The sequence below is a fragment of the Alicyclobacillus hesperidum genome, from assembly GCF_900107035.1.
In the GTDB taxonomy this organism is placed as follows: Bacteria; Bacillota; Bacilli; order Alicyclobacillales; family Alicyclobacillaceae; genus Alicyclobacillus; species Alicyclobacillus hesperidum.
Map to the genome: position 1 here is coordinate 94,440 of NZ_FNOJ01000007.1, position 22,878 is coordinate 117,317.

The 22,878-nt window shown below is 56.4% G+C and carries 23 protein-coding genes; 3 read left to right on the plus strand and 20 right to left on the minus strand.

Features of this window, described 5'->3' with window-relative positions:
• Window position 1: 1 nt before the first annotated feature.
• The 12 genes from deoC to BLU70_RS07300 form a co-directional block, all read right to left on the minus strand.
• The gene (deoC, locus tag BLU70_RS07245) at window positions 2–1,279 is read right to left on the minus strand and encodes a deoxyribose-phosphate aldolase (RefSeq protein WP_074692968.1); all 1,278 of its coding nucleotides are present in this window, start codon (window positions 1,277–1,279) and stop codon (window positions 2–4) included.
• A complete protein-coding gene (gene mtaB, locus BLU70_RS07250; protein WP_074692970.1) occupies window positions 1,276–2,703 on the minus strand; it encodes a tRNA (N(6)-L-threonylcarbamoyladenosine(37)-C(2))-methylthiotransferase MtaB in 1,428 nt (475 codons plus the stop codon). Before mtaB ends, deoC begins: the two co-directional genes overlap by 4 nt.
• A gap of 4 nt (window positions 2,704–2,707) precedes the next feature.
• Window positions 2,708–3,454, minus strand: a complete 747-nt coding sequence (locus BLU70_RS07255) for an RsmE family RNA methyltransferase (protein WP_006445541.1) — start codon at window positions 3,452–3,454, stop codon at window positions 2,708–2,710.
• Complete coding sequence (gene prmA, locus BLU70_RS07260) at window positions 3,454–4,404, minus strand: 50S ribosomal protein L11 methyltransferase (RefSeq protein WP_006445540.1); 951 nt, start codon at window positions 4,402–4,404, stop codon at window positions 3,454–3,456. The genes BLU70_RS07255 and prmA overlap by 1 nt, the downstream gene beginning before the upstream one ends.
• Before the next feature lie 11 nt (window positions 4,405–4,415).
• Complete coding sequence (gene dnaJ, locus BLU70_RS07265; protein WP_006445539.1) at window positions 4,416–5,558, minus strand: molecular chaperone DnaJ; 1,143 nt, start codon at window positions 5,556–5,558, stop codon at window positions 4,416–4,418.
• A gap of 119 nt (window positions 5,559–5,677) precedes the next feature.
• Complete coding sequence (dnaK, locus tag BLU70_RS07270) at window positions 5,678–7,525, minus strand: molecular chaperone DnaK (protein WP_040288307.1); 1,848 nt, start codon at window positions 7,523–7,525, stop codon at window positions 5,678–5,680.
• Window positions 7,526–7,580: 55 nt separating this feature from the next.
• Window positions 7,581–8,201: a nucleotide exchange factor GrpE gene (gene grpE, locus BLU70_RS07275; RefSeq protein ID WP_006445537.1), complete on the minus strand. Its 621-nt coding sequence runs from the start codon at window positions 8,199–8,201 to the stop codon at window positions 7,581–7,583.
• A gap of 30 nt (window positions 8,202–8,231) precedes the next feature.
• Window positions 8,232–9,266: a heat-inducible transcriptional repressor HrcA gene (gene hrcA / locus BLU70_RS07280; RefSeq protein WP_040288305.1), complete on the minus strand. Its 1,035-nt coding sequence runs from the start codon at window positions 9,264–9,266 to the stop codon at window positions 8,232–8,234.
• An 81-nt stretch (window positions 9,267–9,347) separates the two neighbouring features.
• Window positions 9,348–10,526 carry a radical SAM family heme chaperone HemW gene (gene hemW / locus BLU70_RS07285; protein ID WP_074692973.1) on the minus strand — a complete coding sequence of 393 codons (1,179 nt, stop codon included), beginning with the start codon at window positions 10,524–10,526 and terminating at the stop codon, window positions 9,348–9,350.
• Window positions 10,527–10,531: 5 nt separating this feature from the next.
• Window positions 10,532–12,340, minus strand: coding sequence for a translation elongation factor 4 (gene lepA / locus BLU70_RS07290; RefSeq protein WP_006445534.1), 1,809 nt, complete (start codon window positions 12,338–12,340; stop codon window positions 10,532–10,534).
• 182 nt (window positions 12,341–12,522) lie between these two features.
• Entirely contained in the window at window positions 12,523–13,173 is a 651-nt protein-coding gene (locus tag BLU70_RS07295) for a cation diffusion facilitator family transporter (protein WP_040288301.1), read from the minus strand.
• 19 nt (window positions 13,174–13,192) lie between these two features.
• Entirely contained in the window at window positions 13,193–13,624 is a 432-nt protein-coding gene (locus BLU70_RS07300; RefSeq protein ID WP_006445532.1) for a hypothetical protein, read from the minus strand.
• 195 nt (window positions 13,625–13,819) lie between these two features.
• On the opposite strand from BLU70_RS07300, the gene BLU70_RS07305 reads away from it, so the two are divergent.
• Window positions 13,820–14,557, plus strand: coding sequence for a lytic transglycosylase domain-containing protein (locus tag BLU70_RS07305; RefSeq protein ID WP_006445531.1), 738 nt, complete (start codon window positions 13,820–13,822; stop codon window positions 14,555–14,557).
• A 54-nt stretch (window positions 14,558–14,611) separates the two neighbouring features.
• Here BLU70_RS07305 and gpr read toward each other — a convergent pair whose 3' ends face one another.
• Window positions 14,612–15,652, minus strand: a complete 1,041-nt coding sequence (gene gpr, locus BLU70_RS07310) for a GPR endopeptidase (RefSeq protein WP_040288299.1) — start codon at window positions 15,650–15,652, stop codon at window positions 14,612–14,614.
• A 96-nt stretch (window positions 15,653–15,748) separates the two neighbouring features.
• On the opposite strand from gpr, the gene rpsT reads away from it, so the two are divergent.
• Window positions 15,749–16,021: a 30S ribosomal protein S20 gene (gene rpsT, locus BLU70_RS07315; RefSeq protein WP_040288297.1), complete on the plus strand. Its 273-nt coding sequence runs from the start codon at window positions 15,749–15,751 to the stop codon at window positions 16,019–16,021.
• Window positions 16,022–16,051: 30 nt separating this feature from the next.
• Here the strand turns inward: rpsT and BLU70_RS07320 are convergent, their stop codons facing one another.
• The 5 genes from BLU70_RS07320 to BLU70_RS07340 form a co-directional block, all read right to left on the minus strand.
• Entirely contained in the window at window positions 16,052–16,357 is a 306-nt protein-coding gene (locus BLU70_RS07320) for a small, acid-soluble spore protein, alpha/beta type (RefSeq protein ID WP_006445528.1), read from the minus strand.
• Between the two features lie 18 nt (window positions 16,358–16,375).
• Window positions 16,376–17,395 carry a DNA polymerase III subunit delta gene (holA, locus tag BLU70_RS07325; protein WP_074692976.1) on the minus strand — a complete coding sequence of 340 codons (1,020 nt, stop codon included), beginning with the start codon at window positions 17,393–17,395 and terminating at the stop codon, window positions 16,376–16,378.
• 93 nt (window positions 17,396–17,488) lie between these two features.
• Window positions 17,489–18,670 (minus strand): NAD(P)/FAD-dependent oxidoreductase, encoded by a 1,182-nt coding sequence (locus BLU70_RS07330; protein WP_237716361.1) that lies wholly within the window; start codon window positions 18,668–18,670, stop codon window positions 17,489–17,491.
• A 97-nt stretch (window positions 18,671–18,767) separates the two neighbouring features.
• A complete protein-coding gene (locus BLU70_RS07335; protein ID WP_074692978.1) occupies window positions 18,768–20,276 on the minus strand; it encodes a ComEC/Rec2 family competence protein in 1,509 nt (502 codons plus the stop codon).
• Between the two features lie 88 nt (window positions 20,277–20,364).
• On the minus strand, window positions 20,365–21,132 hold the full coding sequence (locus BLU70_RS07340; RefSeq protein ID WP_244885139.1) for a ComEA family DNA-binding protein: 768 nt from the start codon (window positions 21,130–21,132) through the stop codon (window positions 20,365–20,367).
• 220 nt (window positions 21,133–21,352) lie between these two features.
• Between BLU70_RS07340 and mntR the strand changes: the two genes are divergently transcribed.
• Window positions 21,353–21,760: a transcriptional regulator MntR gene (mntR, locus tag BLU70_RS07345; RefSeq protein ID WP_006445523.1), complete on the plus strand. Its 408-nt coding sequence runs from the start codon at window positions 21,353–21,355 to the stop codon at window positions 21,758–21,760.
• A 13-nt stretch (window positions 21,761–21,773) separates the two neighbouring features.
• Here mntR and BLU70_RS07350 read toward each other — a convergent pair whose 3' ends face one another.
• Entirely contained in the window at window positions 21,774–22,514 is a 741-nt protein-coding gene (locus BLU70_RS07350) for a class I SAM-dependent DNA methyltransferase (protein ID WP_083341198.1), read from the minus strand.
• On the minus strand, window positions 22,514–22,873 hold the full coding sequence (gene rsfS, locus BLU70_RS07355) for a ribosome silencing factor (protein ID WP_006445521.1): 360 nt from the start codon (window positions 22,871–22,873) through the stop codon (window positions 22,514–22,516). The genes BLU70_RS07350 and rsfS overlap by 1 nt, the downstream gene beginning before the upstream one ends.
• Window positions 22,874–22,878 lie beyond the last annotated feature (5 nt).

Here is a 22,878-nt window from a genome sequence, read left to right on the forward strand (position 1 = left end):
GCTAGGGCAACAGTTTAGCAGCAGCCGACGTCCCAAGCCGATCCGCGCCATAGCGCATCAACTGCACGGCCGCCTCGGGGGTGCGAATGCCTGCGGAAGCCTTCACACCAGCCCGCCCGGCAACCGCCATCGCCATCGCGGCGACATCCGCGATACGCGCGCCCGCTGTGTGAAACCCTGTCGATGTCTTAACGAAGTCCGCTCCGGCCGCCGCAGCGACCAGGGCGCCCTTGATAACACCATCGATGGCGAGTGCGCTCGTCTCCAGAATCACCTTGACGACCGGCGGGTGTGCAAACTGATGAGCGGTATCGACCACAGCGCGGACCGCTGCATACCAACTCGCGAGATCGCCCTCGCATAGCGCACCAACAGGCCCCACCATATCGATCTCGACAGCGCCGCACGCCACGGCATCTGCCACTTCAAAGCGCAAAGCACCTTGGGTTGACGCGCCATGGGGAAATCCAACGACCGTGCACACGCGTACCGGTTGTTCGCCAAGAAAACGCCTTGCCAGCGCCACATGGCGCGGCGATACACAGACAGTCGGCCACTTGCGGCGAATCGCTTCCACGCAAAGATTTTGAATGTCGATTTCGCTTGCCTCCGGGCGCAATAACGTGCTTTCGATGGCCGCTTGCACCGCTTCGGCACTGGGCTTTGGGCGAGGAAGGGAGACGTCTTTGGCCGGAAACCACGGCACTTGGGGCAACGTCTGTAGCACTTCCGCGCGGCAGGCGGCGACGAGCTTGTGTAGCGCAGCGTGCGCGGCGACAAATGCCTGATCGAGGTCTACCACAGGCGCGGCGAGCGACAGCTGGCGAAACTTCTCTTCAAAACCTCCATCGAGCCAATCCAAGATCGCTTCCGCTTTGGCGAAGGCAAAAGCCCAATTCGGGTATCCGCGTTCCTCATGACGCGCTTTTGCCTCATCCCACGGCAAAAAGTAAGCGGCGTTGACTTCCTCGACCTGGTGCACCGGCGACACATCGCCCTCCGCTTGAAGGAGGTAAAGCCGAACCTGCTTGCGCACCGGATCGCCATTGCGCTCAATCCGATATTCGATCCGCCCGATGTCACCGACAATGCGCGCCTCGACGCCCGTCTCTTCCAGGATTTCACGAACCGCCGCCTCTTCCCACGTCTCGCCTGGCTCCAAGTGGCCTTTCGGAAATGCAACTTGGCCGTACGCGTCGTCGATCAACAACACTTCGCGACCTTGCCTTCCCTGGCGCACAACCAGCCCGCCTGCAGCTCGTTCGACTTGCTCGCTCACGATGTCAACCTCCCGCTTGTGCTTACCGCGACGCCATGCTCGTCCTGATCAGCGAACGTCAGTTGTTCGACAAAATGCCCTAATTGCACCCCATTGCCCGTCTCAACAATGCGTACACGCATCCGTTCGCCGACGAGCGCTTCAAGGGGCGTCCCCTCAGGGACGCGAAATGCCACGCGCAAATAATTTGCGGCATAACCGACGAGCATCCGCTTTTGTTCCGGATGTGCCGCAAACGCGCGCCGCGTCTCGTCATCCGCCGAGATGACCGGAGACTCGGCGATGACGTCGAGATGGCGTCCGACAAATTGACGTGCATAGTCCGCTTCCAGCCGCTGCGAAAGTTGAATCATGCGTGCCACGCGAAGGTGCTTCACGTCTTCTGCAACTTGATCCTTGAATTTGGCCGCAGCCGTGCCACGCCGCTGTGAATAGGGAAAGACGTGAAGCTGCGAGAAGCGCTGTTCTTCAACAAACGCGTAAGTGTCCTCGAAGTCGGCGTCCGTCTCCCCCGGAAAACCGACGATCACATCGCTCGTGATCGCAAGATCAGGGAGGGCGTTGCGCAACTGCTTCAACTTTTCCGCATATTCGGCGACGGTATAGTGGCGATGCATGCGCCGCAATACTTCATCGCTGCCGGCCTGCAGAGGAATATGCAAGTGGTTCACGACTTTTTGTGAACGGCCGAGCACCTCGATTAAATGGTCGTCGATCTCGCTTGCCTCAATCGAACTGATCCGGATGCGAAACGGCAACTCGATTCGCTCTAAGTCCGCAAGCAAATGCGCCAATCGATAATCTACAAAATCCGCGCCATAGCCACCTGTATGGATACCCGTCAAGACGATTTCCCGATATCCAGCTTGAGCCAATTTGGTTGCCTGCGCCAGGACATTTTCCGGCTTGCGGCTGCGAATCAAACCACGTGCACGTGGAATGATGCAAAACGTGCAGAAGTTGTTGCAACCATCCTGGATTTTCAGGTTCGCTCGCGAGCGCTCTTCGAAATACGGGACGTCCAGTTCCTCAAATGCGTCCGCCTTCATGATATTGCCGACGCTTTGGTAGGGATGCTGTTCTTTTTGCACGCGCTCGACGTGATCGACAATCTTGGACTTCTGGTCGTTGCCAATGACCAAGTCGACGCCGGCGATGCGAGCCACTTCATCAGGTGCCACCTGCGCGTAGCAGCCTGTGACGACGACCACAGCATCGGGATTCGTACGGACTGCACGACGAATCATTTGGCGGCTTTTTTTGTCGCCGGTATGCGTCACGGTGCACGTGTTGACGACGTACACATCCGCCTTTTCCTCAAAAGGCACCTGCTCGTAGCCGCGGTGCTTAAAAACCTGCCAAATGCCTTCTGTATCGTAAAAGTTCACTTTGCATCCGAGCGTATGAAACGCGACCGTTGGCACCTTATCAACCTCCCATATCGCCAAAATGCATCAAGGCTGCTGCAAGTGCGGCCATACCCGCCGTTTCTGTGCGCAAAATGCGCGGTCCAAGCGTCACCGTACAGGCGCCCGGCAGACTATGCAACGCGTCCCTTTCGGCGTCGGCCCAACCGCCCTCCGGCCCAATCACAATCGCCCGCACGAGAGCGCCTGGCGCCTCCTGCAGCGCAGAGCGAAAACCGCGGGCGCGCTCCAACTCGTCGAGCACAAGGGAATGCGTCACCCCCTTGCTTTCGAGCAAGCGAGCGAGATCGGGCAACGTCTTGGCGTACGCCACGTCAGGTATACGATCGCGCTGGGCTTGCATCGCTGCCTCGCGAACGATCTTGCGCCAGCGCCCAAGCTTCACCTCCACCTTGCCCTCAATGCGGGCAACCGAACGCTCTGCTTGGTAAACAACAAAAGAGATGGCGCCGATCTCCGTGCATTTCTGGAGGATCGACTCCATCTTGTCTCCCTTGGCCATGCCTTGCACGACGACGAAACCTGCGGCAGGCTCGGAAATAGGATAGCGTTCGCGCAAGCAAACGGCGACGGCCGACTGCTCCACCGCGACGATTTCCCCAAGCCATGGCCCGTCGTCCAAAGCAATGACCAGCCGCTCCCCGGGACGCACGCGCAAAACGCGGGCGAAATGGCGGCCGTCTTCGCCGCCGATGGCAACCGTCCGCCCCGGCTCACCGATTCCCTCGACAAAGACGCGCGGCAACATTACACCTTCACCGCCAAGAGCGCCACCCAATCGTCGCGCTGATATCGCTTTTCGATGGTAAATCCAGACTTTCGCAGGGCTGCTTCGACCGCCGGAGCCTGTGTGTCGATATAGCCTGACGTCAAAAAGCGCCCGCCGGCCGGCATACGTGAAGCGACTTGTGGCACAAGTAAAATCACGATGTCGCGCAGAATGTTCGCGATCGCGATATCAAACTGCACACCCTCCGCAAAGCCCGTGAGCAAATTGCCTTCCGACACTTGGATGCGATCCGCCAATTCGTTCCGGGCGACGTTTTCGCGCGCAGCCCGCACTGCCACCGGATCGATGTCGATGGCCGTGACACGTTGTGCGCCAAGCCGCGCCGCGGCGATAGCGAGCACGCCTGTCCCGGTGCCGACATCGAGCACCCTCGCCTCTGGGGTGACGATCTCCGCCAATGCGGCAGCACACATTTGTGTTGTCTGGTGTGCACCGGTGCCAAAGGCCATACCCGGCTCGATGACGATCCGCTCGCGCAGAGCGAGATCGCCTGTCAATTGATCGACATGCCAGATCGGCACAATGACGAGCGAATCGCCCACCGGAATGGGCGCGTAATGTTCTTTCCACGCGTTGAGCCAGACGCTGTCGTCGATTGCGTCGATCCGAATGTCGATGGGCCCGTCGCCCACGTGCACGCCTGCGGCGGCAACGCGGTCGATGACGCCCTGAATGCGGTCGCGCAGTTCAGCCGGATCGTATTCATCGGGAAAATACACCGCCACCGCGACGTCGGGCGTCGGTACAATCATCTCGTCAAACCACTCGCCGTACTCGGGATGGGGCTGCTCGAATTCGCCGATACCCTCCAGTTGAACGCCCTGAACGTCGGGAAACTCCTGCAGCAACGCCGCAATCGCGTCAGAAGCCTCGTGCGCCACCCGAAACTGCACATGCCACCAGTGCATGCCACGCCTCCTCACGCGTTTCCGAGAAACGCGTCTTTCATCCGTTCCATAAATGATCTCGCTTGTTCATGCGTTTGCACGCCGAGTTCTTTGCCCAACTCACGGAACAAGTCCTTTTGCCGCTCGGTCAAATTCGTGGGCGTCATGACTTGCACGCGAACGTGTTGATCGCCACGCGCGACCGGTGAACCCAGCTTGGGAATCCCTTTGCCGCGCAAGCGGAACGAAGTCCCAGATTGAGTACCCTCGGGAATCCGCAGTTTGACAGAACCGTCGAGCGTCGGCACGTCGATCTCGTCGCCGAGCGCGGCCTGCACAAACGACAGAGGAACGTCAAGATAGATATTGGTGCCTTCGCGTTCAAACAGTTCGTGCGGACGCACGTGCATCACGATAAACAAGTCGCCGGGTTGCCCGCCATTGGGGCTCGACTCACCGGCACCCGGCATCCGCAGACGCGTACCATTGTCTACCCCGGGCGGCACCTTGACCTGAACCGTGCGGCGCACACGCCGCCGGCCTTGTCCGCGACAATCTGGACATGGATCGTCAATCATCTGGCCGCGGCCGTGACAGGCCTGACACACCCTGCGATTCACCATCCGACCAAACGGCGTATTCGTAACCGTCTGTTGTTCGCCCGTGCCGTGGCAGACTGAGCACGTCTTGGGGTGCGTTCCAGGGCGTGCTCCGCTGCCCCCACAGGTCGAACATGTCTCTGTACGGGGAATTTGAATCTCTTTCTCCGCGCCAAACGCGGCCTCCTCAAACTCGATTTCCAAGTCGTATTCGAGGTCCTGTCCGCGCTGGGGCCCGCGTGGCCGTCCGCCCGCGCCGCCGAAAAACATATCGAAAATGTCCCCAAACCCGCCGAAGTCGAAATCGCCAAAGCCTGCACCCGGCCCACCCGCACCGCCGCCAAAGCCCTGCGTGGGATCTTGATGGCCGAATTGATCATAGCGAGCGCGCTTCGCGGAATCAGAGAGGACGTCGTACGCTTCCGCGATCTCCGCAAACTTCTGCTGGGCGTTTGGATCGTCCTTATTGACATCTGGGTGGTATTGCCGCGCCAGCTTTCGATACGCCTTTTTGATTTCATCTTGCGTGGCGGACCGGCTGACACCGAGAACTTCATAATAATCTCGTTTGCTCACCGGTATCCCTCCAAAGCAAAGTTCCTTTGTTCATCTTACAACGACGGCAGGGCGTCGTCACCCTGCCATCAGACACATATATCAACGATAGCCGCACACCGTCAAGCTGTGTGATCGATTCACTTCTGGTCTTTATCGACCTCTGTGAAGTCGGCGTCAACGACGTTGTCAGATGCGTTCTGGGCACCCGCGTCGGCGTTTGCACCCGAGGTAGCACCAGCCTGCGCCGACTGCGCCGCCTGCTCGTAAAGCTTGGTCGACAACTTGTGCAAGACCTGAGTGAGAGCTTCCGACTTCTGCTTGATGGCTTCCGCATCGGTACCTTCAAGCGCAGTGCGCAGCTCTTTCTGCCTTTCTTCCGCCTCGCTCTTCAGAGCCGCATCCGCCTTGTCGCCAAGGTCTTTCAACGCCTTGTCAGTTTGGTAGAGCAATTGGTCCGCTTGGTTGCGAATCTCGACTTGCTCACGGCGCTTCTTGTCCTCTTCGGCATGCATTTGCGCCTCTTTCATCATCCGATCGACTTCTTCCTTCGACAAACCACTCGAAGCCGTGATGGTGATCCGCTGCGACTTGCCCGTGCCTAAGTCCTTTGCCGAAACGTTCACGATACCGTTGGCGTCGATGTCGAACGTGACTTCAATCTGCGGCACGCCGCGCGGTGCTGGTGGAATGTCGCTGAGCGTAAAGCGACCCAATGTCTTGTTGTCGGCCGCCATTTCGCGCTCGCCTTGCAATACGTGAATCTCCACCGACGTCTGATTGTCTGCAGCCGTCGAGAAAATCTGACTCTTTGACGTCGGAATCGTCGTGTTGCGATCAATCAAACGCGTGAACACGCCACCCATCGTCTCGATGCCAAGCGAGAGCGGCGTGACGTCGAGCAGGACGATGTCTTTGACTTCGCCCGTCAAGACGCCTGCCTGAATTGCAGCACCCACCGCGACAACCTCGTCCGGGTTGACGCCTTTCGACGGTTCCTTGCCAATCAACTTCTTGATAGCCTCTTGTACGGCTGGAATGCGGGTCGATCCGCCGACCAAAATGACCTTGTCGATGTCGTTCGCCGTCAGTCCAGCATCAGACAGCGCTTGGCGAGTGGGCCCGAGAGTCGCTTCGATCAAATCTGCCGAGAGCTCTTCGAACTTCGCGCGCGTCAGATTGACTTCAAGGTGTTTTGGTCCCGTTGCGTCAGCCGAGATAAACGGCAATGAGATGGTCGTCGTCAATGTGGACGACAATTCCTTCTTCGCTTTTTCTGCCGCATCCTTAAGACGCTGCATTGCCATTTTGTCGTGGCTGAGATCAATCCCAGTATCCTTGCGGAACGTGTCAATCAGATATTGCATAATTCGGTTGTCGAAGTCATCGCCACCCAGATGGTTGTTACCGCTGGTCGCCTTGACTTCGAACACACCATCGCCCAGTTCCAAAATGGAGACGTCAAACGTCCCACCGCCGAGGTCGAAGACGAGAATGGTTTGATCGTCTTCCTTGTCGACGCCGTAGGCGAGCGCCGCAGCCGTAGGCTCGTTGACGATGCGCAGCACTTCCAGTCCGGCAATGCGCCCCGCATCCTTTGTCGCTTGGCGCTGGCTGTCGCTGAAGTACGCCGGAACGGTGATCACAGCCTGGCTAACCGTCTCACCGAGATACGCCTCCGCATCCGCCTTCAACTTCTGCAAGATCATCGCCGAAATTTCCGGCGGCGTGTACGATTTGTCATCGATCTGCACTTTGTGGCTGGTACCCATGTGGCGCTTGATCGAAATAATGGTTCGATCCGGATTCGTGATCGCTTGGCGCTTTGCAACGTCACCGACCAGACGCTCGCCATCACGGCTAAAAGCGACGACTGACGGCGTCGTACGGTTGCCTTCCGCATTCGGAATGACGACCGGTTCGCCGCCTTCCATCACCGCTACACAAGAGTTTGTTGTACCTAGGTCGATGCCAATGACTTTTGCCATCGGTTATCCTCCTCCATCGTGTCACACAGACGTTGTTTCAAAAGGTCGGGTGAGCTTAGACACTGACCTTGACCATCGCCGGTCGTAGCACTTTGCCGTGAATCGTGTAACCCTTTTGCAAGACCTGCAACACGACGCCCGGCTCTGTGCCTTCCACCGACTCCTGCATAACCGCCTCGTGCAGAGCTGGATCAAACGTGGCGCCTTCCGCCGCCATCGCTTCAACGCCATATTGCCCGAGCAATTGTTGTAACTGCCGGTGGACCATTTCAATACCCGTTTTTAGTTGCGGCTCGTCCACCTGGTCGAAGGCCGCCATCGCGCGATCAAAATTATCGATAACCGGCAGCAAGTCGCCGAGCAGTTTTTTGGTCGCAAACTGGGTCAATTCTTCGCGCTCCTGACGCGTACGCCGGCGAAAATTGTCAAAGTCCGCGCGCGTCCGCAACAATTGCTGGGTCAGTTCCTCAATCTGCGCATCCCTCGGATCGCGCGCGGTTTCGCTCACGCCATCCTCGTCAAACGAGATATCCTCGCGAGCGAGTTCCGCGGCGTCAACATCGTGTTCAGCCGCGGCGAGGTCCGCCTGTTGTTCTTTGTTTACAGTCGCTTGCGCGTCGTCCACCATCGGCTCTGCATCTGATTGCTTCGTCGAGTCTTCCGTCACCTGGAACATCCTTTCTTCGAGTATCGCGCCGATGTAGCATCAAATGCCTGTGCTCCAGCGCGTCAAAAACTCGGTCAACGCTGCCGACGTGTATTGAAGGATTTGCATGATGCGGTTGTAATCCATGCGCGTGGGCCCCAACACACCAATATGGCCCACGGGATGCCCGTACAAACTGTATGTCGTCGTCATGACGGTGCAGTCTTGCAATGCGCCAACGCTGTTTTCCGCGCCGATACGCACCGTGAGTCCACGTTCGTCCTTCGGGAACCAAGACGTCACGGTACCGCCTTGTTCCAATAGGCTGAGAATGGACTGCGCCTTTTCGACATCGTGAAATTCAGGCTGGCTAAGGACGTTCGCCGCGCCGCCGATGTACACCGTCTCTTCGCGGTCCGTCACCTGACAGACTTCGCTCAACACCGCCAACGCATCTTCGAAACGCTCAACCGTCCGCGACAGTTCTTCAGCCAACTCCGCGTATAGGTTGCTGCGCAACTTCGAAATGGGCACACCAACCAGTTTGTCATTCAGAACGTTGACGATAGCCTCTACGTCATCGACGCGAATATCCTCCGAAAAATGGACGTGTGCGTTTTCCACATGACCTGCATCGGTCACGAGAATGGCGACTGCCCGCCCGGCGCCGATGGGAATCAGCTCAATCTTACGCACCTTTTCGGTATACATATTGGGTCCAAGGACAATCGACGTCTGCCTGGTCAGCGAAGATAGCATCATCGATACTTCGCGCACAACCTGCTCCACTTCGTCGATCCGCTTCGTGAAAAAATCTTTCAGGAAGGCGCCAGCGCCGCGGTCGACGTGACCCTGCCGCAACAGGTTATCGACGTAGAACCGATAGCCTTTCTGCGACGGAATACGCCCCGACGAAGTGTGAGGCTGCGTCAGGTAACCCATCTCCTCCAAATCCGCCATTTCATTTCGAATCGTCGCTGGGCTGAACTGAATTTCTTCATGTTTGGCGAGCGCCCGCGAGCCGACAGGTTCGGCCATCCGCACATAGTCCTCGATCACTGCAGACAAAATCAACTGTTGGCGGGGCGTCAACATCATTCTCGCCTCCTTGTTAGCACTCCAGCTCCGCGAGTGCTAAGCTACTCTCCTTGACAATAGCAACGCCAAGGCCCATTGTCAATCGACTGTAACGGCGCCGATGCACTTCGCGAAGATGGCATTGGCAACGGGCCAATAACCAGCGGGAATTCGATACCCGCCTTCCGCTTCAACCACCAGACCTTGCGCGAGCAGGCCGCGCCAAACATCCCCGAAAGCCTCTTCGACAGACAAGCCGAAGCGCTCCTGAAAGCGGGGTGCTGACACGCCTTCGGCCAAGCGAAGTCCGAGCATGACCTGATCTTCCATGCGTTCAGCGATAGAGATGGCTGTCTCCTCGGCGTAGGGACGCCGCCCCAGCGCGATCGCGTCAAGATAATCGCGGATTTTGCGCAAATTTTCGTGGCGGACGCCGCCGACATAGCCATGTGCCCCTGCCCCCGCCGCAAGATAAGGCTGATTGCGCCAATACACGAGGTTGTGGCGTGCTTCTGCCCCCGGCTTTGCGAAGTTGCTAATCTCATAATGGCGAAAACCACGTTGTGTAAGGGTATCGCGGACGAGATCATACATGTCCGCCTCCTCATCCTCGCCGGGCAGCGGAAGCTGGCCAAGCTCCTGCCACTTGGCAAACGGCGTGCCGGGCTCCACTTTGAGCCAGTAAGCGGAAACGTGATCGACAGGCAAAGCCAATACGCGCAAGAGACTGTCTTCGACGTCTTCGATGGTCTGTTCTGGCAAGCCGAACATTAAATCGATGTTGATATGGCCAAAGCCCGCTTCAAACGCTGCATCGACTGCGGTAGCTATGGCTTCGCTATCGTGCGCGCGGCCGATGGCCATGAGCAGGTGATCGCGAAATGTCTGAGCACCGAAGGAGATGCGGTTGACCCCATATTCGCGCAGCACGCGCAACTTCTCTGGCGTAATGGAGTCTGGGTTGGCCTCGAAGGTCACTTCCGCTTCCTCGTCCAACGAAAAATGCGCATGCAGCGATTGCAGCATGCGCGCCAGCAACGGGTCCGCCAAGAGCGTGGGCGTACCGCCGCCAAAAAATACGGTTCGCAAAGGAGGTACGCCTGCCTGTGCAATCATCTCCCACTCCCGTGCGAGGCCTTCAACATAGTCTTCCATCACGCGTTCCGGCGCCACATACGTATTAAAATCGCAATAAAAGCATCGGCTCTTGCAGAACGGAATGTGCACGTACAAAGACCTAGGCCAAGCCCCTGCCTCCCGATCCAACCAATCGGCCATGTCGATCACTCCATTTTTAAGACGGCCATAAACGCTTCCTGCGGCACCTCGACACTGCCGACCTGTTTCATTCTCTTTTTGCCCTCTTTCTGCTTTTCCAGTAGCTTGCGCTTACGCGAAATGTCGCCGCCATAGCATTTGGCCAAGACGTTTTTGCGCATTGCGCGAATCGTCTCGCGGGCGATCACGCGATTGCCGATGGCCGCCTGAATGGGCACTTCGAACATCTGGCGCGGGATGAGTTCCTTGAGTTTTTCGCACAACACACGTCCACGGTCGTACGCCTTGTCGCGATGCACGATAAAGGACAGGGCATCGACCACTTCACCATTCAGCAAGATGTCCATCTTCACGAGCTTGGACTCGCGATAGCCGACCAACTCGTAGTCGAACGAAGCGTAGCCCTTGGTTGATGATTTGAGCCGATCAAAGAAGTCGTAGACAATTTCCGAAAGCGGCAGATCGTACACAATGGTCGTCCGCGTCTCGTCGAGGTATTGCATGTCGTGGAATTGTCCGCGTTTTTCTTGGCACAACTCCATGACGCTACCGACATAGTCCTTCGGCACAAAAATCGATGCCCGAACGTACGGTTCCTCAATCCGCTCGATCCGATCCGGATTCGGCATTTCGCTTGGATTGTCGACCGTCTGCATGGTGCCGTCCGTCCGATACACGTGATAGACGACGCTGGGCGCTGTCGTGATCAAGGTCAGCCCGTACTCGCGTTCGAGCCGCTCTTGTACGATTTCCATGTGCAGCATGCCGAGAAAGCCACAGCGAAAGCCGAATCCCAAGGCGCTGGACGTCTCCGGCTCATAACTCAGTGCCGCGTCGTTCAGTTCGAGCTTTTCCAACGCTTCGCGCAGATCCTGATAATCAGCGGAATCGACCGGGTACAGTCCACAAAACACCATCGGGTTTGTCTTGCGATACCCAGGCAACGGCTCTGGAGTCGGATGTTCGGCATCCGTAACCGTATCGCCGACGCGTGTATCTCGTACATTCTTGATACTCGCCGCCAGATACCCGACATCGCCGGCTGAAAGTTCCTCCACAGGCGTCATGCGCGGCCGAAAGACACCGACCTCATCCACTTCGAATTCTTTGCCCGTCGCCATCATGCGCACGCGCATACCTTTCTTCACGGTGCCGTTAAACACGCGCATATAAACTATCACACCGCGATACGCGTCGTAGTGCGAGTCGAAGATAAGGGCCTGCAAGGGCGCATGCGGATCGCCTTGAGGTGCCGGGATTTTGGCCACGACCTGCTCGAGAATGTCCTCGATGCCGATGCCTGCTTTTGCGGAAGCCAAAACCGCCTCGCTCGCATCCAGGCCAATCACTTCTTCAATTTCAGTGCGCACGCGCTCCGGTTCAGCACTGGGCAGATCAATCTTATTGATGACCGGAAGAATTTCGAGGTCGTTATCCAAGGCCAGGTAGACGTTTGCCAAGGTCTGCGCCTCGATTCCTTGCGCCGCATCGACCACAAGCAACGCACCTTCACACGCCGCGAGCGATCTTGAAACCTCGTACGTGAAATCGACGTGTCCAGGCGTATCAATTAAATTTAATTCGTATTCATTGCCGTCCTTCGCGCGGTACGCCAGTCGCACCGCCTGCAACTTGATGGTGATGCCCCGTTCGCGCTCAAGATCCATCTGATCAAGTAACTGGTCCTGCATCTCCCGCTCGCTGACTGCCCCAGTTAGCTGCAGGATCCGATCTGCCAGCGTCGACTTGCCGTGATCAATGTGTGCGATAATGGAAAAGTTGCGAATGCGCGATTGCCGATCCGCCGTAGACACCGTTCATCCTCCTCTCTGACGGAACCATGAATCCGCCAGAGCTGCTTAAAATCTATCCCATGTGCAAAAAGCGTGGTCTGCGTAAACAGGCGCACGTTCCGTTTTCGACACAAATAAACCGCGCCTAATGCGCGGCTTGCCCTAGATTATAGCACTCGCGTGAGATGCCCGCCACATTGGGATCAGTGGTTGTGGTGTGCGTGTGTATGTCCCTCTCCCGAGGTGAACGACGCGAAAGCCTCAAAGCCCTCGTGTAGCACGAAGTAAAGAATTCCTGTCGCCGCCAAAGCGTCCACCCACCACCAATGGAACACGTCGTTCAACGCTAAACCGACGAGCAGCGTCCACGACATGTAGGCACATGTAAACGAACACATCGCATCCCCAATTAGCGACGGACTGCCGATCTCGCGCCCATATCGCAATTTTTGCACGGCCAGCCAAGGCGTTATGACGCTGCTTGCGGCTGCAACGGCCAAGCCCAGGATCGACAGTTCGGGGCCTTCGCGCAGGCGCAGGGCCTGTCCTGACTTCACCGCAATATAACCAGCGAGCACAAATAGACATGCGGCAATAAAGCCGCTCGTCCAGCGCTCGACGGGGTGCTTGGCGTTCATCGGCACACCCGACTGGACTTCGATAAACAGGCGCGCAACCAGTAACATGCCACTCACCAGTTCCACCGCACTATCGACGCTGAATGCAGATAGCGATAGGCTCCCTACGTGATAGGCCGCAATCGCTGAAAGAATCGATTCAGTCATAATCCATCCGACCGATAATAGCTCGAGCTCAAGAGCACCCCGAAGGCGCTTTTCACGCATCGACTCCATGACGTCCTCCACACTTAGCTCAGTTTGTATTTAGAAACAACGTATTGAGCACACCTTTAAGCATCGAGCCAAAGACGTGTGTAATCCGCTCGCCAACGTATACGCCACCGGTATCCATGGCCGCCGCCAAGGCGCTGTTCGACGCGTCTTGCGGATCGGGTGAAGTCGTGCTCGATCCCGTCGTCACAGGATTACTATCACTTGGAAAATTGTTGTATTCTAACACAGGCGGCTGATATGTCGTCACGCCTTCAGGTGCAAAAGCGCTACTCGTCGTCGCAGGAACCTGCGTGATAGGTGCGACGGACACCGTGCTTGTACCGAGATGGGACATAACTGTCGAAACAATGGTAAATACGGTTCCGCTAGCACCGAGCAAGATGGACACAAAAATGACGACTGCGGCAATTTGCTTTAGCTTTCTTTGCGCGTGCTGCCATGAAAAGTTCATCTGCGCATGCTTCCTTTCGTTCTCGCTTCTATCACCAGCCTATGCCCAAACGAAAAGAATTATCACCATACACAAAAAATCAGTAGACCACTAGGTTTGCGAGCAGGAAACCACACCGCAAGAACGAATTGGTCGAAAGAGACTTCAAGATTAGGGTTGGGCGACCAACCTGGACACCAGTGAGGGAATTTTCAGATGGACAATACGATTTCGCAGAGCAGTGCGCTCCCACCACTTAATGGGACCTACGCGCAGACGAACAGCGATACGGCGCAGGTCACCAACGCCGCGCAGGCGTTCGCACTGTTGCTTGAGGCCGAGTGGGCGCTCATGTCTGGTGAAGAAGACCTGCCCGATGTAGATGCCAGCGCAAACGGAGATACCCTCGTCGGGGCTGATGATACAAGCTTCCCGGTAGATAGCAGTGGCCTGTTGGCGGCGCTGCCAAACTACGCCGGGGCGGTCATCGGCAATTTGGACTCGACCTTGCCGGATCAACTGGCTCAAGGCTCCACCGTTCTGCCGGCCACGGGCACGGGTACCAGCGACGATGTCGCATCGCTCGTCGAGCAGGCCGCCAATCGCTATGGTGTGCCTGCGTCTCTGATAAGGGCCGTGATCGCGCAGGAATCCGGCGGCAACGCAAACGCCGTCTCGGATGCCGGTGCCATCGGGCTCATGCAGTTGATGCCGACGACGGCCGCCGGGCTCGGCGTCCAAAATCCTTATGACCCTGCGCAGAACATCGATGGAGGCACCCGCTATCTTGCGCAATTGATCCAGGAGTTTGGGGGTAGCGTACCGCTGGCGCTCGCCGCCTATAATGCAGGACCAAACGCCGTGAAGGCATATGGTGGTATTCCACCGTATCCAGAAACTCAGCAATATGTACAAAGCATTCTCGCAAAAAGCGGCATGGTGCAGTCCACCTAAACGTCTAAAAGCCAACGACCACGGCCGCCCGATTCAAACGGGCGGCCTAACGTTTTAATGCGTGACGAGATCCGCATCTTCAAATGTCATCGCAGGATGAAGTGCAACGTTCAAACCCTTGGCGACGATATAGGCCACATTGTCCATAAAATCATCCACTTCTTTAGGTGTGACGACCAAATTATTTTCTATCGGTTCAAGCACTTCTTTCACCAAATGCCACTTCTCCATTGACGATAATTGATCAAACAGCGCCGTCGCCGCATTGCCGGGCACTTGTTCGCGCAGTTGGTTGAGCACGAGCTCTATGGCGTCACCGGCAATGGTAGCCGCCTCGACGACCGTAGGCACGCCGATGGCAATCACGGGGACGCCAAGCGATTCCTTGTCAAGTGCGCGACGGTTGTTTCCCACGCCGGCACCAGGCTGAATGCCTGCGTCAGACAGCTGAATCGTCGCGTTCACCCGAGAGAGGGAGCGCGATGCCAAAGCGTCGACCGCAATCACAGCGTCAGGCCGCACGCGCTCGACGATGCCGCGCACGATTTCACTCGTCTCAATTCCTGTTAAGCCAAGGACGCCCGGTGAAACGGCCGCGATGGAGCGATAGCCCTTGCCATCGCCAAGCACATGAGGCATGTATTCGAACAGGTGGCGCGTCACAAATAACTTGTTGACCACCATCGGGCCCAGGGCATCGGCCGTCACATGCTCGTTGCCCAACCCAATCACCAAAATGGTACTTGACGGAGGGAGGTCAAGCAGATGCTTGAGTTCGTCCGCCAATACCTTGGTCACTCGCTCCTGTAAATCGAGATCCCGGTGACGCAAGCCTGGGACATCGAGCGTGATGTATGTTCCCTTACGCTTCCCAAGGCGCCGCTGTGCCGCTTGCGTCCGTACACGCACGCGCGTGACGACAATGCCCTCGTGTTCTTCGCGCGATTCCTCGACGCCATTGACAGCTCCTTGCCGCGAAGCGAGTTCGTGCGCTTCCATCGCCAGGTCGGTGCGCGGACTTCTATGCGTAACCGACATGTGGCATTCTTTAAGCGGCACTCGCCGCCAGCGCTTACATCCGATCCGCTGCTCCATCGACTTACCTCCCATCTGTTGCGACAATGACCAGTCTGTGTTACACTCTCTGTCGTCTGCATGATGACGGCTCTGCGCACTGGAGGTGAACCATCGATGCCGAACATCAAATCCGCGAAAAAACGGGTTTTGGTTGCTAAGCGCCAAACGCTTCGCAATACATCCTTGAAGTCCGCTCTACGCACGAGCATCCGCAAGTTTGAATCGGCCTATGCGACGCAAGACGTCGAACAGGCGCAAGAAACTTTGCGTGCTGCCATTCGCGCATTGGACAAGGCGGTTACCAAAGGCATATTGCACAAAAACGCCGCTGCGCGTAAAAAGTCGCGCTTGACCAAGCGTCTGAACGCTTTGGCCAACAACGGCTGATCAAACAAAATAAGGCCGAATGGCCGGCAATCAGCGACTCGGTGGAGTCGCTTTTTGTGTTTGTAGAAGCCTTTCCACATGCCCATTGGCCAGCTCCTGGCGAGCCAATGCCACCAGCTTCGCAACCATCGGGCCGCCCAAGTGCCCGCCAACCGCCCCCGCCTGTTCCGCGGTCAGCGCGCCATTGTCCCCACCCTCCTGGTAAGGAACGTGCAATTTGTCGGCGACCAATTTTGCGGCTGAAGGTTTTTCCGGCACCGTGTACGGTACGACATGTAATTGCCCATCCTTTCCAATCGTCCGAACCGCAGGGCCGTCATTCCTGTTTGGTTCCATACACGCACCCCCTTTGCGTTACTGTACCCGGGGTGAACTTCTCGTACTCGCCGCCAAAGCAGCCTGCATGAGGATGGTTTCCAACGCCTGCTGTGGGTCTCTCCGCCCGCGCTTAACATCGTATTCGCTGTCAGCGATCCGTCGCGTCAACATTTCCAAATCCCGCAGTGCAAAACGCTGCGCTTGTTTGGCCGCTACCCGCATCGCAAACGGATGCACACTTGCCCGTTTCGCAAGTTGATCCAACGTCTCCCGACCATCGCCGTGGGTTTTCGCGAGCCCCATCATGCGAATCTGTCTCGCCAAAAGCGCCATCAGAGCCAACGGATCATAGCCTTGCCGGGCCAGTCCCTGCAGACTCGTCAGTGCAGCAGCAATTTGGCCTTGGGCAACGCAATCGATCCAGTCAAAGACACTGTCCTCCACACTTCTGGCTACAAGCTGTTCCACATCCGCGCGTTCGATGCGCCTGTCCAAAGCGTATACGGACAACTTCTCCATCTCGTTCATGCAATGCGTCATGCTGCCCACGCGCCGCCAAAGTTCGTGTATCGCTTCTTCCGTGATATTCATACCGCGTTCATTTGCAAAGCGCTTGAGACGGCGCAAAGCCTCCGGCTCTTTTGGTGTCGTACATTGCACGACGACATGTCGCTTGGCTGCCTTTGTTATGCGTTTGCGTTCGTCGAGCTTATCTGCGACCGTCGAGAGCACGAGTACACGCCCGGGAGCGGGATTTTCAAAGTACGCTTCGAGCGCCTCTGCATCAGATCCAGATTTACCTTGACTGGTCAGTGCAACACAATTGCGCACATGTACTAAAGCCTTTTCAGAAAAAAATGACAAGGTATCCAGTTCTAATCGTGCCTGTTCAAAACCATCCTCTTCGAAGTCAAATCTGGCAATGCTCGTGAACCCACCGATATGCTTAACGCGATCGCAAAACAGATCCACAAGGCCAATCTCGCTACCGTATAGCACGTAGACGGAAGCTAAGCGGTTTGCCTCCAACTCATCCATCGCTTGAAAAACATCCAAAAGTAAAACGCCTCCCCGGCACCAGTATACAACCTGACCCAGGAAGGCACATATTGAAATCGAAGCGACAGATGAAAAGCTAAGTTACAGCGATTAGAGTTTCATGACATACTTGCTGCGATTACCCGCGAGGCGCATGCCGCCAAGTTCCCAAAGGTACTTCGCTTTGCTGCCTTCCTTCGCAAGTGCACCCATGACGCCCTTGATGGGTACGCCCATGAAGCTGCCGACGCCCACTTCAGCTCCCAACGAACAGAGCGTGCCCCAATCGCGCGGATGGAACGGCTCCATGGGTCGACGACGCTCGCGCAACAGAATGTTTTTCGCAGCCAGCGCACCCATCTGCTCAGCATTTTGCGCTGTTGGCGGATATGGACGACCATTTGCATCCTCGGCCCATGCACTGTCACCAGCGATGAAAATCACTTCGTCATCAACGGACTGCATAAATTCATTGACTTTCGCGCGACCGCGGCGATCAACCGTGAAGCCAGACTCGGACAACAACGGATTCGCACGGACACCACCCGTCCAAATGATCGTACCAGCTTCAACCGTTTCGCCGCCATCGAGATGAATGACGCCCTCTGTCACTTCATTAATCTTGGTACCCGTGCGCAATTTACCGCCTTTTTTGGTATACGTCTCCACGACGAATGGACGCAGATGTTCGGCCACCATCGGCAAAATGGTAGGCATCGCTTCGATGCACTGCAGGTCAACCTTTTCCCAAGGAATGTTCAGCGACTTGCAGAGCTTCGGTAGATAGTCAAGCAATTCGCCCATGAGCTCGATACCCGTCAAACCGGCGCCGCCAAGAGCGATGCGCAGATGACGTTCGTCGCCGTCCTGCGTATAGAGCTGGAACTGATTATCGATATGCTTGCGAATCTCGATAGCCGAATCGAGGTTGGTGATACTCAAGCTGTACTCTTTCAGGCCTTTAATGCCGAAGTACTCCGACACCCACCCAAGACTGTAAATGAGGTAGTCGTACGAAATATCTCCAGTTGACGTCTTCACGACTCGATTCGCCTTATCGATACCTGTCACTTCTGCAACAACCAATTCCGAGGTGTCTTTGCGCAGAACTTCTTTGATGGGAATGGCATACTTTTCACCGTCATCACGACCGCCAGCAGCCTCGTGCAGGAGGATGGTGAGGTAGTGATAGTCGTGGTTGTTGACGATGGTAAACGGGATGCCTTCCCGATCCAGATGAGCGGCGGCCATCATTCCTGCATAGCCTGCGCCGACAATTACGATTTTGCTCATGCTCGTCCTCTCCAGTTCCAGTGTCCTTGATTTCTGTTGCCCGATTGTCCGATCCGACACGGCGACAAGACCGAACATCTTCCAACGCAAAATCATATCATATCGTTTGTCGATTTACACGACTCTGTATACGCAATCTGCGATTCGCTATGTACGGCAGGTGCAGGCGTCTGCAGCATGCCATCGCGATCACGCAGAGCAAAGCCGCAGGCAGAGGCAATGGGGGCATTTGGACGAGACTCCATTGCCAATGGGCGATTGTCCGTACGATAGCCATAACAATGGACACCAAGTTTGTGTCGAGGATACCACATGCATGCGCGAGATCGAACAAAATCGTATTCTGTGCCACTAGAGACGCGAATAGGGATAGAGCTGCCCAAAGGACGGTCAGGGGCAGCAACCAAGCAGCCATAGGTTCTAAAAGCACGGTCGCAATAGCACTATACGGTGTCCACTGGCCAAACATCCACCAAACGATGGGTAACAGATACGCATCCACGACAAGACTCGTGATAATGGAATGGAACATAGTGCGCCACAATGTATTTAATATTTTTGGAAGGGGGTACCATGCAGGCGATGAGTTTGGTGCTTGACCTCGTACGTGCGACACCTCAACCAAATCTGTCGCCTCACACACGGCGAATGTCGCAAACATCGACAACAACGTACTCGGCTGCGTGAAGTCTGCGGGTAAGGCAATAGCGAACAACAGACAGGATGCTGTCAGCGTAACCCCGCCACCGGCCGATCTGCCTAGGCTTGTTGCGAGGATCCGATACGAGGCGGCAAAGGCGGCACGAATGATGGAAAGTGTTCCCCCGCACAGCGCGGCGAAAACCCAAATCACGGCAAGCGCATATACACATCGCGCCGTTTTCCGCCAGCGACCGGCTGCTCGCGCCGCAAACCGCCATGGTAGAAGGGCGAGGCGCAATGCGAAGGTGACATTGGCGCCACTGGCAGCGAGCAGGTGCGCCACACCCGCCGCCAAAAACGCCGATTGCGTCGTATCGGCAATAGGTGCGGACTTTCCGATCACGATGGATTCGGCCAACGTTGCACTCGCCACCCGGTTCGTCGACACCGTCTTTTGCATAGCCGCCAATGCCGTGGTACCCGTATCCGTGAACCAACCATGCCCCGTTGCCATGGGATAGGCGTTTCCACGAAACAACCAAAATGGTGCAAGCGCATCGAGCACACCTTGTTTTCTCGAAACCGACCATACATAGATGCCGTTTACCCGTACACGCTGACCAGTTTGCCAAACCGTAGAAACCGGAACAAGTGCCAGTACGCGAAAACGACAAGGCTGCCTCAGTTCCCCTTCACTCGTTACCTCTAACCATAACTCCGTATTCCTTTGCTTTTGCGTTACACTTTCGATCACGCCTGTCAGCGTTGTGTAGACACCCGGCTCGACCGCTGGACGGCCAGGGCACAGGCGAACATATGTGAGTCCATAAGTGCATGCGCCGATCGCCAGCGCGACGATGACCAACACCAGCTTCAGTCCGTAGCTTTTGTGTCGCAACTGGAACAGCAGCCCCAACACCGCACCGATACCGGCGGAGCAGCATACCACCCATACGGCCTGCACGCAGTTTACACAACGATATGACAACCATTCCGCCACAATCCATAACCATGCACAACTGCATGCAACGACCGAGCGTCTCAAGGGCTACTCACGCCCCGCCGGCTGGCGATCCAACGCCAAAGCTAAGCAAGCTCTGCCACTTGGCCAAGGTTTTTGGACCGATCCCGCGCACTTGCCCAAGGCTCTGCAAATTGACAAATGGGCCATGCGCCGTTCGGTAAGCAATGATCTCTGCGGCCCGCTTTGGGCCGACGCCGGGTAGTGTTTCTAGAGTTGCTGCATCGGCCGTATTGACATCAATACGCATCGGCGTTGGCGAGCCCAATCCTCGAGCAACCCCCGATATCTGGGAAGCGGATGTGCCATCGCCGGTTCCGCCAGCTGGTGCACTTGCCAAGACATCGATTTCTTCGCCATCCCAGAGTAAAGCTGCTTGGTTGACAGTGGCTGCGTCCGCAGCGTGAAGAAAGCCACCTGCCGCCCGGATAGCGTCTCCGACACGCGCAGTCGACAGCACCTGGACAACACCAGGACGACGTACGTCACCATGCACATCGACCTCAATCGTACCGGGCGCCAGCCCGTCATTGGCAGTTGTCGCGTTATTTGTGCGAACACGAGCTTGTAAAGACGTACCAGGAACTTTCGTGCCGAGGTTCACCGATCCCTTCGGATTCGCGCTGTGGCCAAAGAAGATACCTAGACCAGCAGCGCACAGTGCGACCATCAGCACGCCAACAACGCGCCACCACCTGTTAAGCGGGCGCAAACCAATTTGCACCATCCTGTATTTTTCAGATGCTTCACGGTCGTGTTCCGGCTCCGGCTCCACGAGCCAGAGATGGCGATGTTGCATGTCCATCCCTCCGTGCGAATCGTTTTCGAACTGTTGCTTCATCATTCGCGGCGGAGGCTGGTATCGCCTGTTGCCTGAACACTAGATTCGTTTAAACTTTGAAGAACGGGTCGACTGAATGCGAATATGCTATCGTAGGAAACCATTTGCCGGAGTTTCGATATGTCGTGTAGAATCATGGGTGACCGCATTGGAGGTATCCTGTTTGCTTACACCCAGTATGGAAGACTACTTGGAAAAAATCTATGAACTGATCCTCGAAAAAGGGTACGCACGCGTGTCCGACATTGCGAACTCCCTTGCTGTACAGCCCAGCTCCGTTACGAAAATGCTCCAAAAATTGGATGAGAATGAGTATGTCAGCTATGAAAAATACAGGGGGATTGTGCTTACTGCTCGTGGGCATAAGATGGGCCGGCTCATGAAGGAACGGCATGCTATGTTGGCGGAATTTTTGCGTATGCTCGGCGTCGCAGAAGAAACATTGCAAAAAGACGTGGAAGGCATTGAACATCACGTCAGTCCCAAGACGCTTGAATCCCTGCAAGCACTCGTGGTGTTTTTTCAGGAAAACCCAGATGCGCTTGCCGCATTTCTCGAGTTTCAGGCGGGCAGTGAAAAGTCCTAAAAAGACGGCGCGCCTATGGACGCACCGCCCGGCACACAAGTCTATCAGCGGTTTCTACGGATTGCCTGCCAAAATCCCCTGTTGCTTCAATCAACTGTAATCCAGCCGCTGCCAAAGCCTCTTGCACCTGTGCGAGTGGATAATAACGTTGTTGGTGCCGTTCTTCAATACGTCGATACAACGGCTCACCAGCGACCTCTTGCACGCGGGCAAACGCCACAACTTCGTGTCGTACCCAATCCCTTTGCACGTCGGTCTCGTGGAGCAAAACGACGTCGTCATCAACCTGGTGCCAATACCCGTGTTGCAACATGTCCAACCGAGCAGGGCCGATGACATCGAACGCAAATACCCCGCCGTTGCGTAGTGTATTTGCAATCGCGCGAAACGCCTGGCGCAAGTCATCTTCACACGTTAAATAGTTCAACACATCACACGTGGCGATAGCGAGATCGACCGGGCGAGGAAGCCGCAACTCACGCATGTCCTGCGTCAACCAGACAATGCGGGCTCCTGCGGCCATCGCCCGCTCCTGTGCAATACTCAACATCGCTTCGGATTGATCAACGCCGATGCAAAAGCGGGCCTGACGTCCCAATTCAACCGTCAAAACACCGGTGCCACAACCGATATCCGCGATATCCAGGCTGTCAAGGCGATAGCGTTCTTCTAAAAACGCCTGCCACTCTGCGTAAGGCGCATCGGCCATGAGCGCATCATAGACGTCTGCAAACGCATCATACAACACAGCCATCAACCATTCGACGTTTCGAGCGGCAGCACTTCTGCGTCGCCCCAAAGCCGTTCAATGTGATAAAATTCGCGCTCTTCCGGCCTGAACACATGCACGACCACATCGCCAAAATCGAGCAGGACCCAGCGCGCTTCCTCGAGACCCTCGACCCCTTTACATGTGACGCCAAGTTCGCCTAAATCATCGCGGATGGCGCGTGTTACGGCTTCTACCTGAGGCCGCGACGACGCCGAGCAAATGACGAAGTAGTCGGCCATCGGTGTCAAGGTTTGCACGTTCATCACGAGAACGTCGGTCGCCTTTTTGTCCTGTGCAGCCGTCGCCGCGCGACGGGCGACTTGCTCGATTGTCTGCTGCATGCACA

Excerpts from the sequence above, each read along its gene's own strand:
- BLU70_RS07255 (WP_006445541.1), bottom strand. The coding sequence starts at position 3,454 with ATGTTGCCGCGCGTCTTTGTCGAGGGAATCGGTGAGCCGGGGCGGACG.
- prmA (WP_006445540.1), bottom strand. The coding sequence starts at position 4,404 with ATGCACTGGTGGCATGTGCAGTTTCGGGTGGCGCACGAGGCTTCTGAC.
- dnaK (WP_040288307.1), bottom strand. The coding sequence starts at position 7,525 with ATGGCAAAAGTCATTGGCATCGACCTAGGTACAACAAACTCTTGTGTA.
- grpE (WP_006445537.1), bottom strand. The coding sequence starts at position 8,201 with ATGTTCCAGGTGACGGAAGACTCGACGAAGCAATCAGATGCAGAGCCG.
- hrcA (WP_040288305.1), bottom strand. The coding sequence starts at position 9,266 with ATGTTGACGCCCCGCCAACAGTTGATTTTGTCTGCAGTGATCGAGGAC.
- hemW (WP_074692973.1), bottom strand. The coding sequence starts at position 10,526 with ATGGCCGATTGGTTGGATCGGGAGGCAGGGGCTTGGCCTAGGTCTTTG.
- BLU70_RS07295 (WP_040288301.1), bottom strand. The coding sequence starts at position 13,173 with ATGGAGTCGATGCGTGAAAAGCGCCTTCGGGGTGCTCTTGAGCTCGAG.
- BLU70_RS07300 (WP_006445532.1), bottom strand. The coding sequence starts at position 13,624 with ATGAACTTTTCATGGCAGCACGCGCAAAGAAAGCTAAAGCAAATTGCC.
- BLU70_RS07305 (WP_006445531.1), top strand. The coding sequence starts at position 13,820 with ATGGACAATACGATTTCGCAGAGCAGTGCGCTCCCACCACTTAATGGG.
- gpr (WP_040288299.1), bottom strand. The coding sequence starts at position 15,652 with ATGGAGCAGCGGATCGGATGTAAGCGCTGGCGGCGAGTGCCGCTTAAA.
- rpsT (WP_040288297.1), top strand. The coding sequence starts at position 15,749 with ATGCCGAACATCAAATCCGCGAAAAAACGGGTTTTGGTTGCTAAGCGC.
- BLU70_RS07320 (WP_006445528.1), bottom strand. The coding sequence starts at position 16,357 with ATGGAACCAAACAGGAATGACGGCCCTGCGGTTCGGACGATTGGAAAG.
- BLU70_RS07330 (WP_237716361.1), bottom strand. The coding sequence starts at position 18,670 with ATGAGCAAAATCGTAATTGTCGGCGCAGGCTATGCAGGAATGATGGCC.
- BLU70_RS07340 (WP_244885139.1), bottom strand. The coding sequence starts at position 21,132 with ATGCAACATCGCCATCTCTGGCTCGTGGAGCCGGAGCCGGAACACGAC.
- mntR (WP_006445523.1), top strand. The coding sequence starts at position 21,353 with ATGGAAGACTACTTGGAAAAAATCTATGAACTGATCCTCGAAAAAGGG.
- BLU70_RS07350 (WP_083341198.1), bottom strand. The coding sequence starts at position 22,514 with ATGGCTGTGTTGTATGATGCGTTTGCAGACGTCTATGATGCGCTCATG.
- rsfS (WP_006445521.1), bottom strand. The coding sequence starts at position 22,873 with ATGCAGCAGACAATCGAGCAAGTCGCCCGTCGCGCGGCGACGGCTGCA.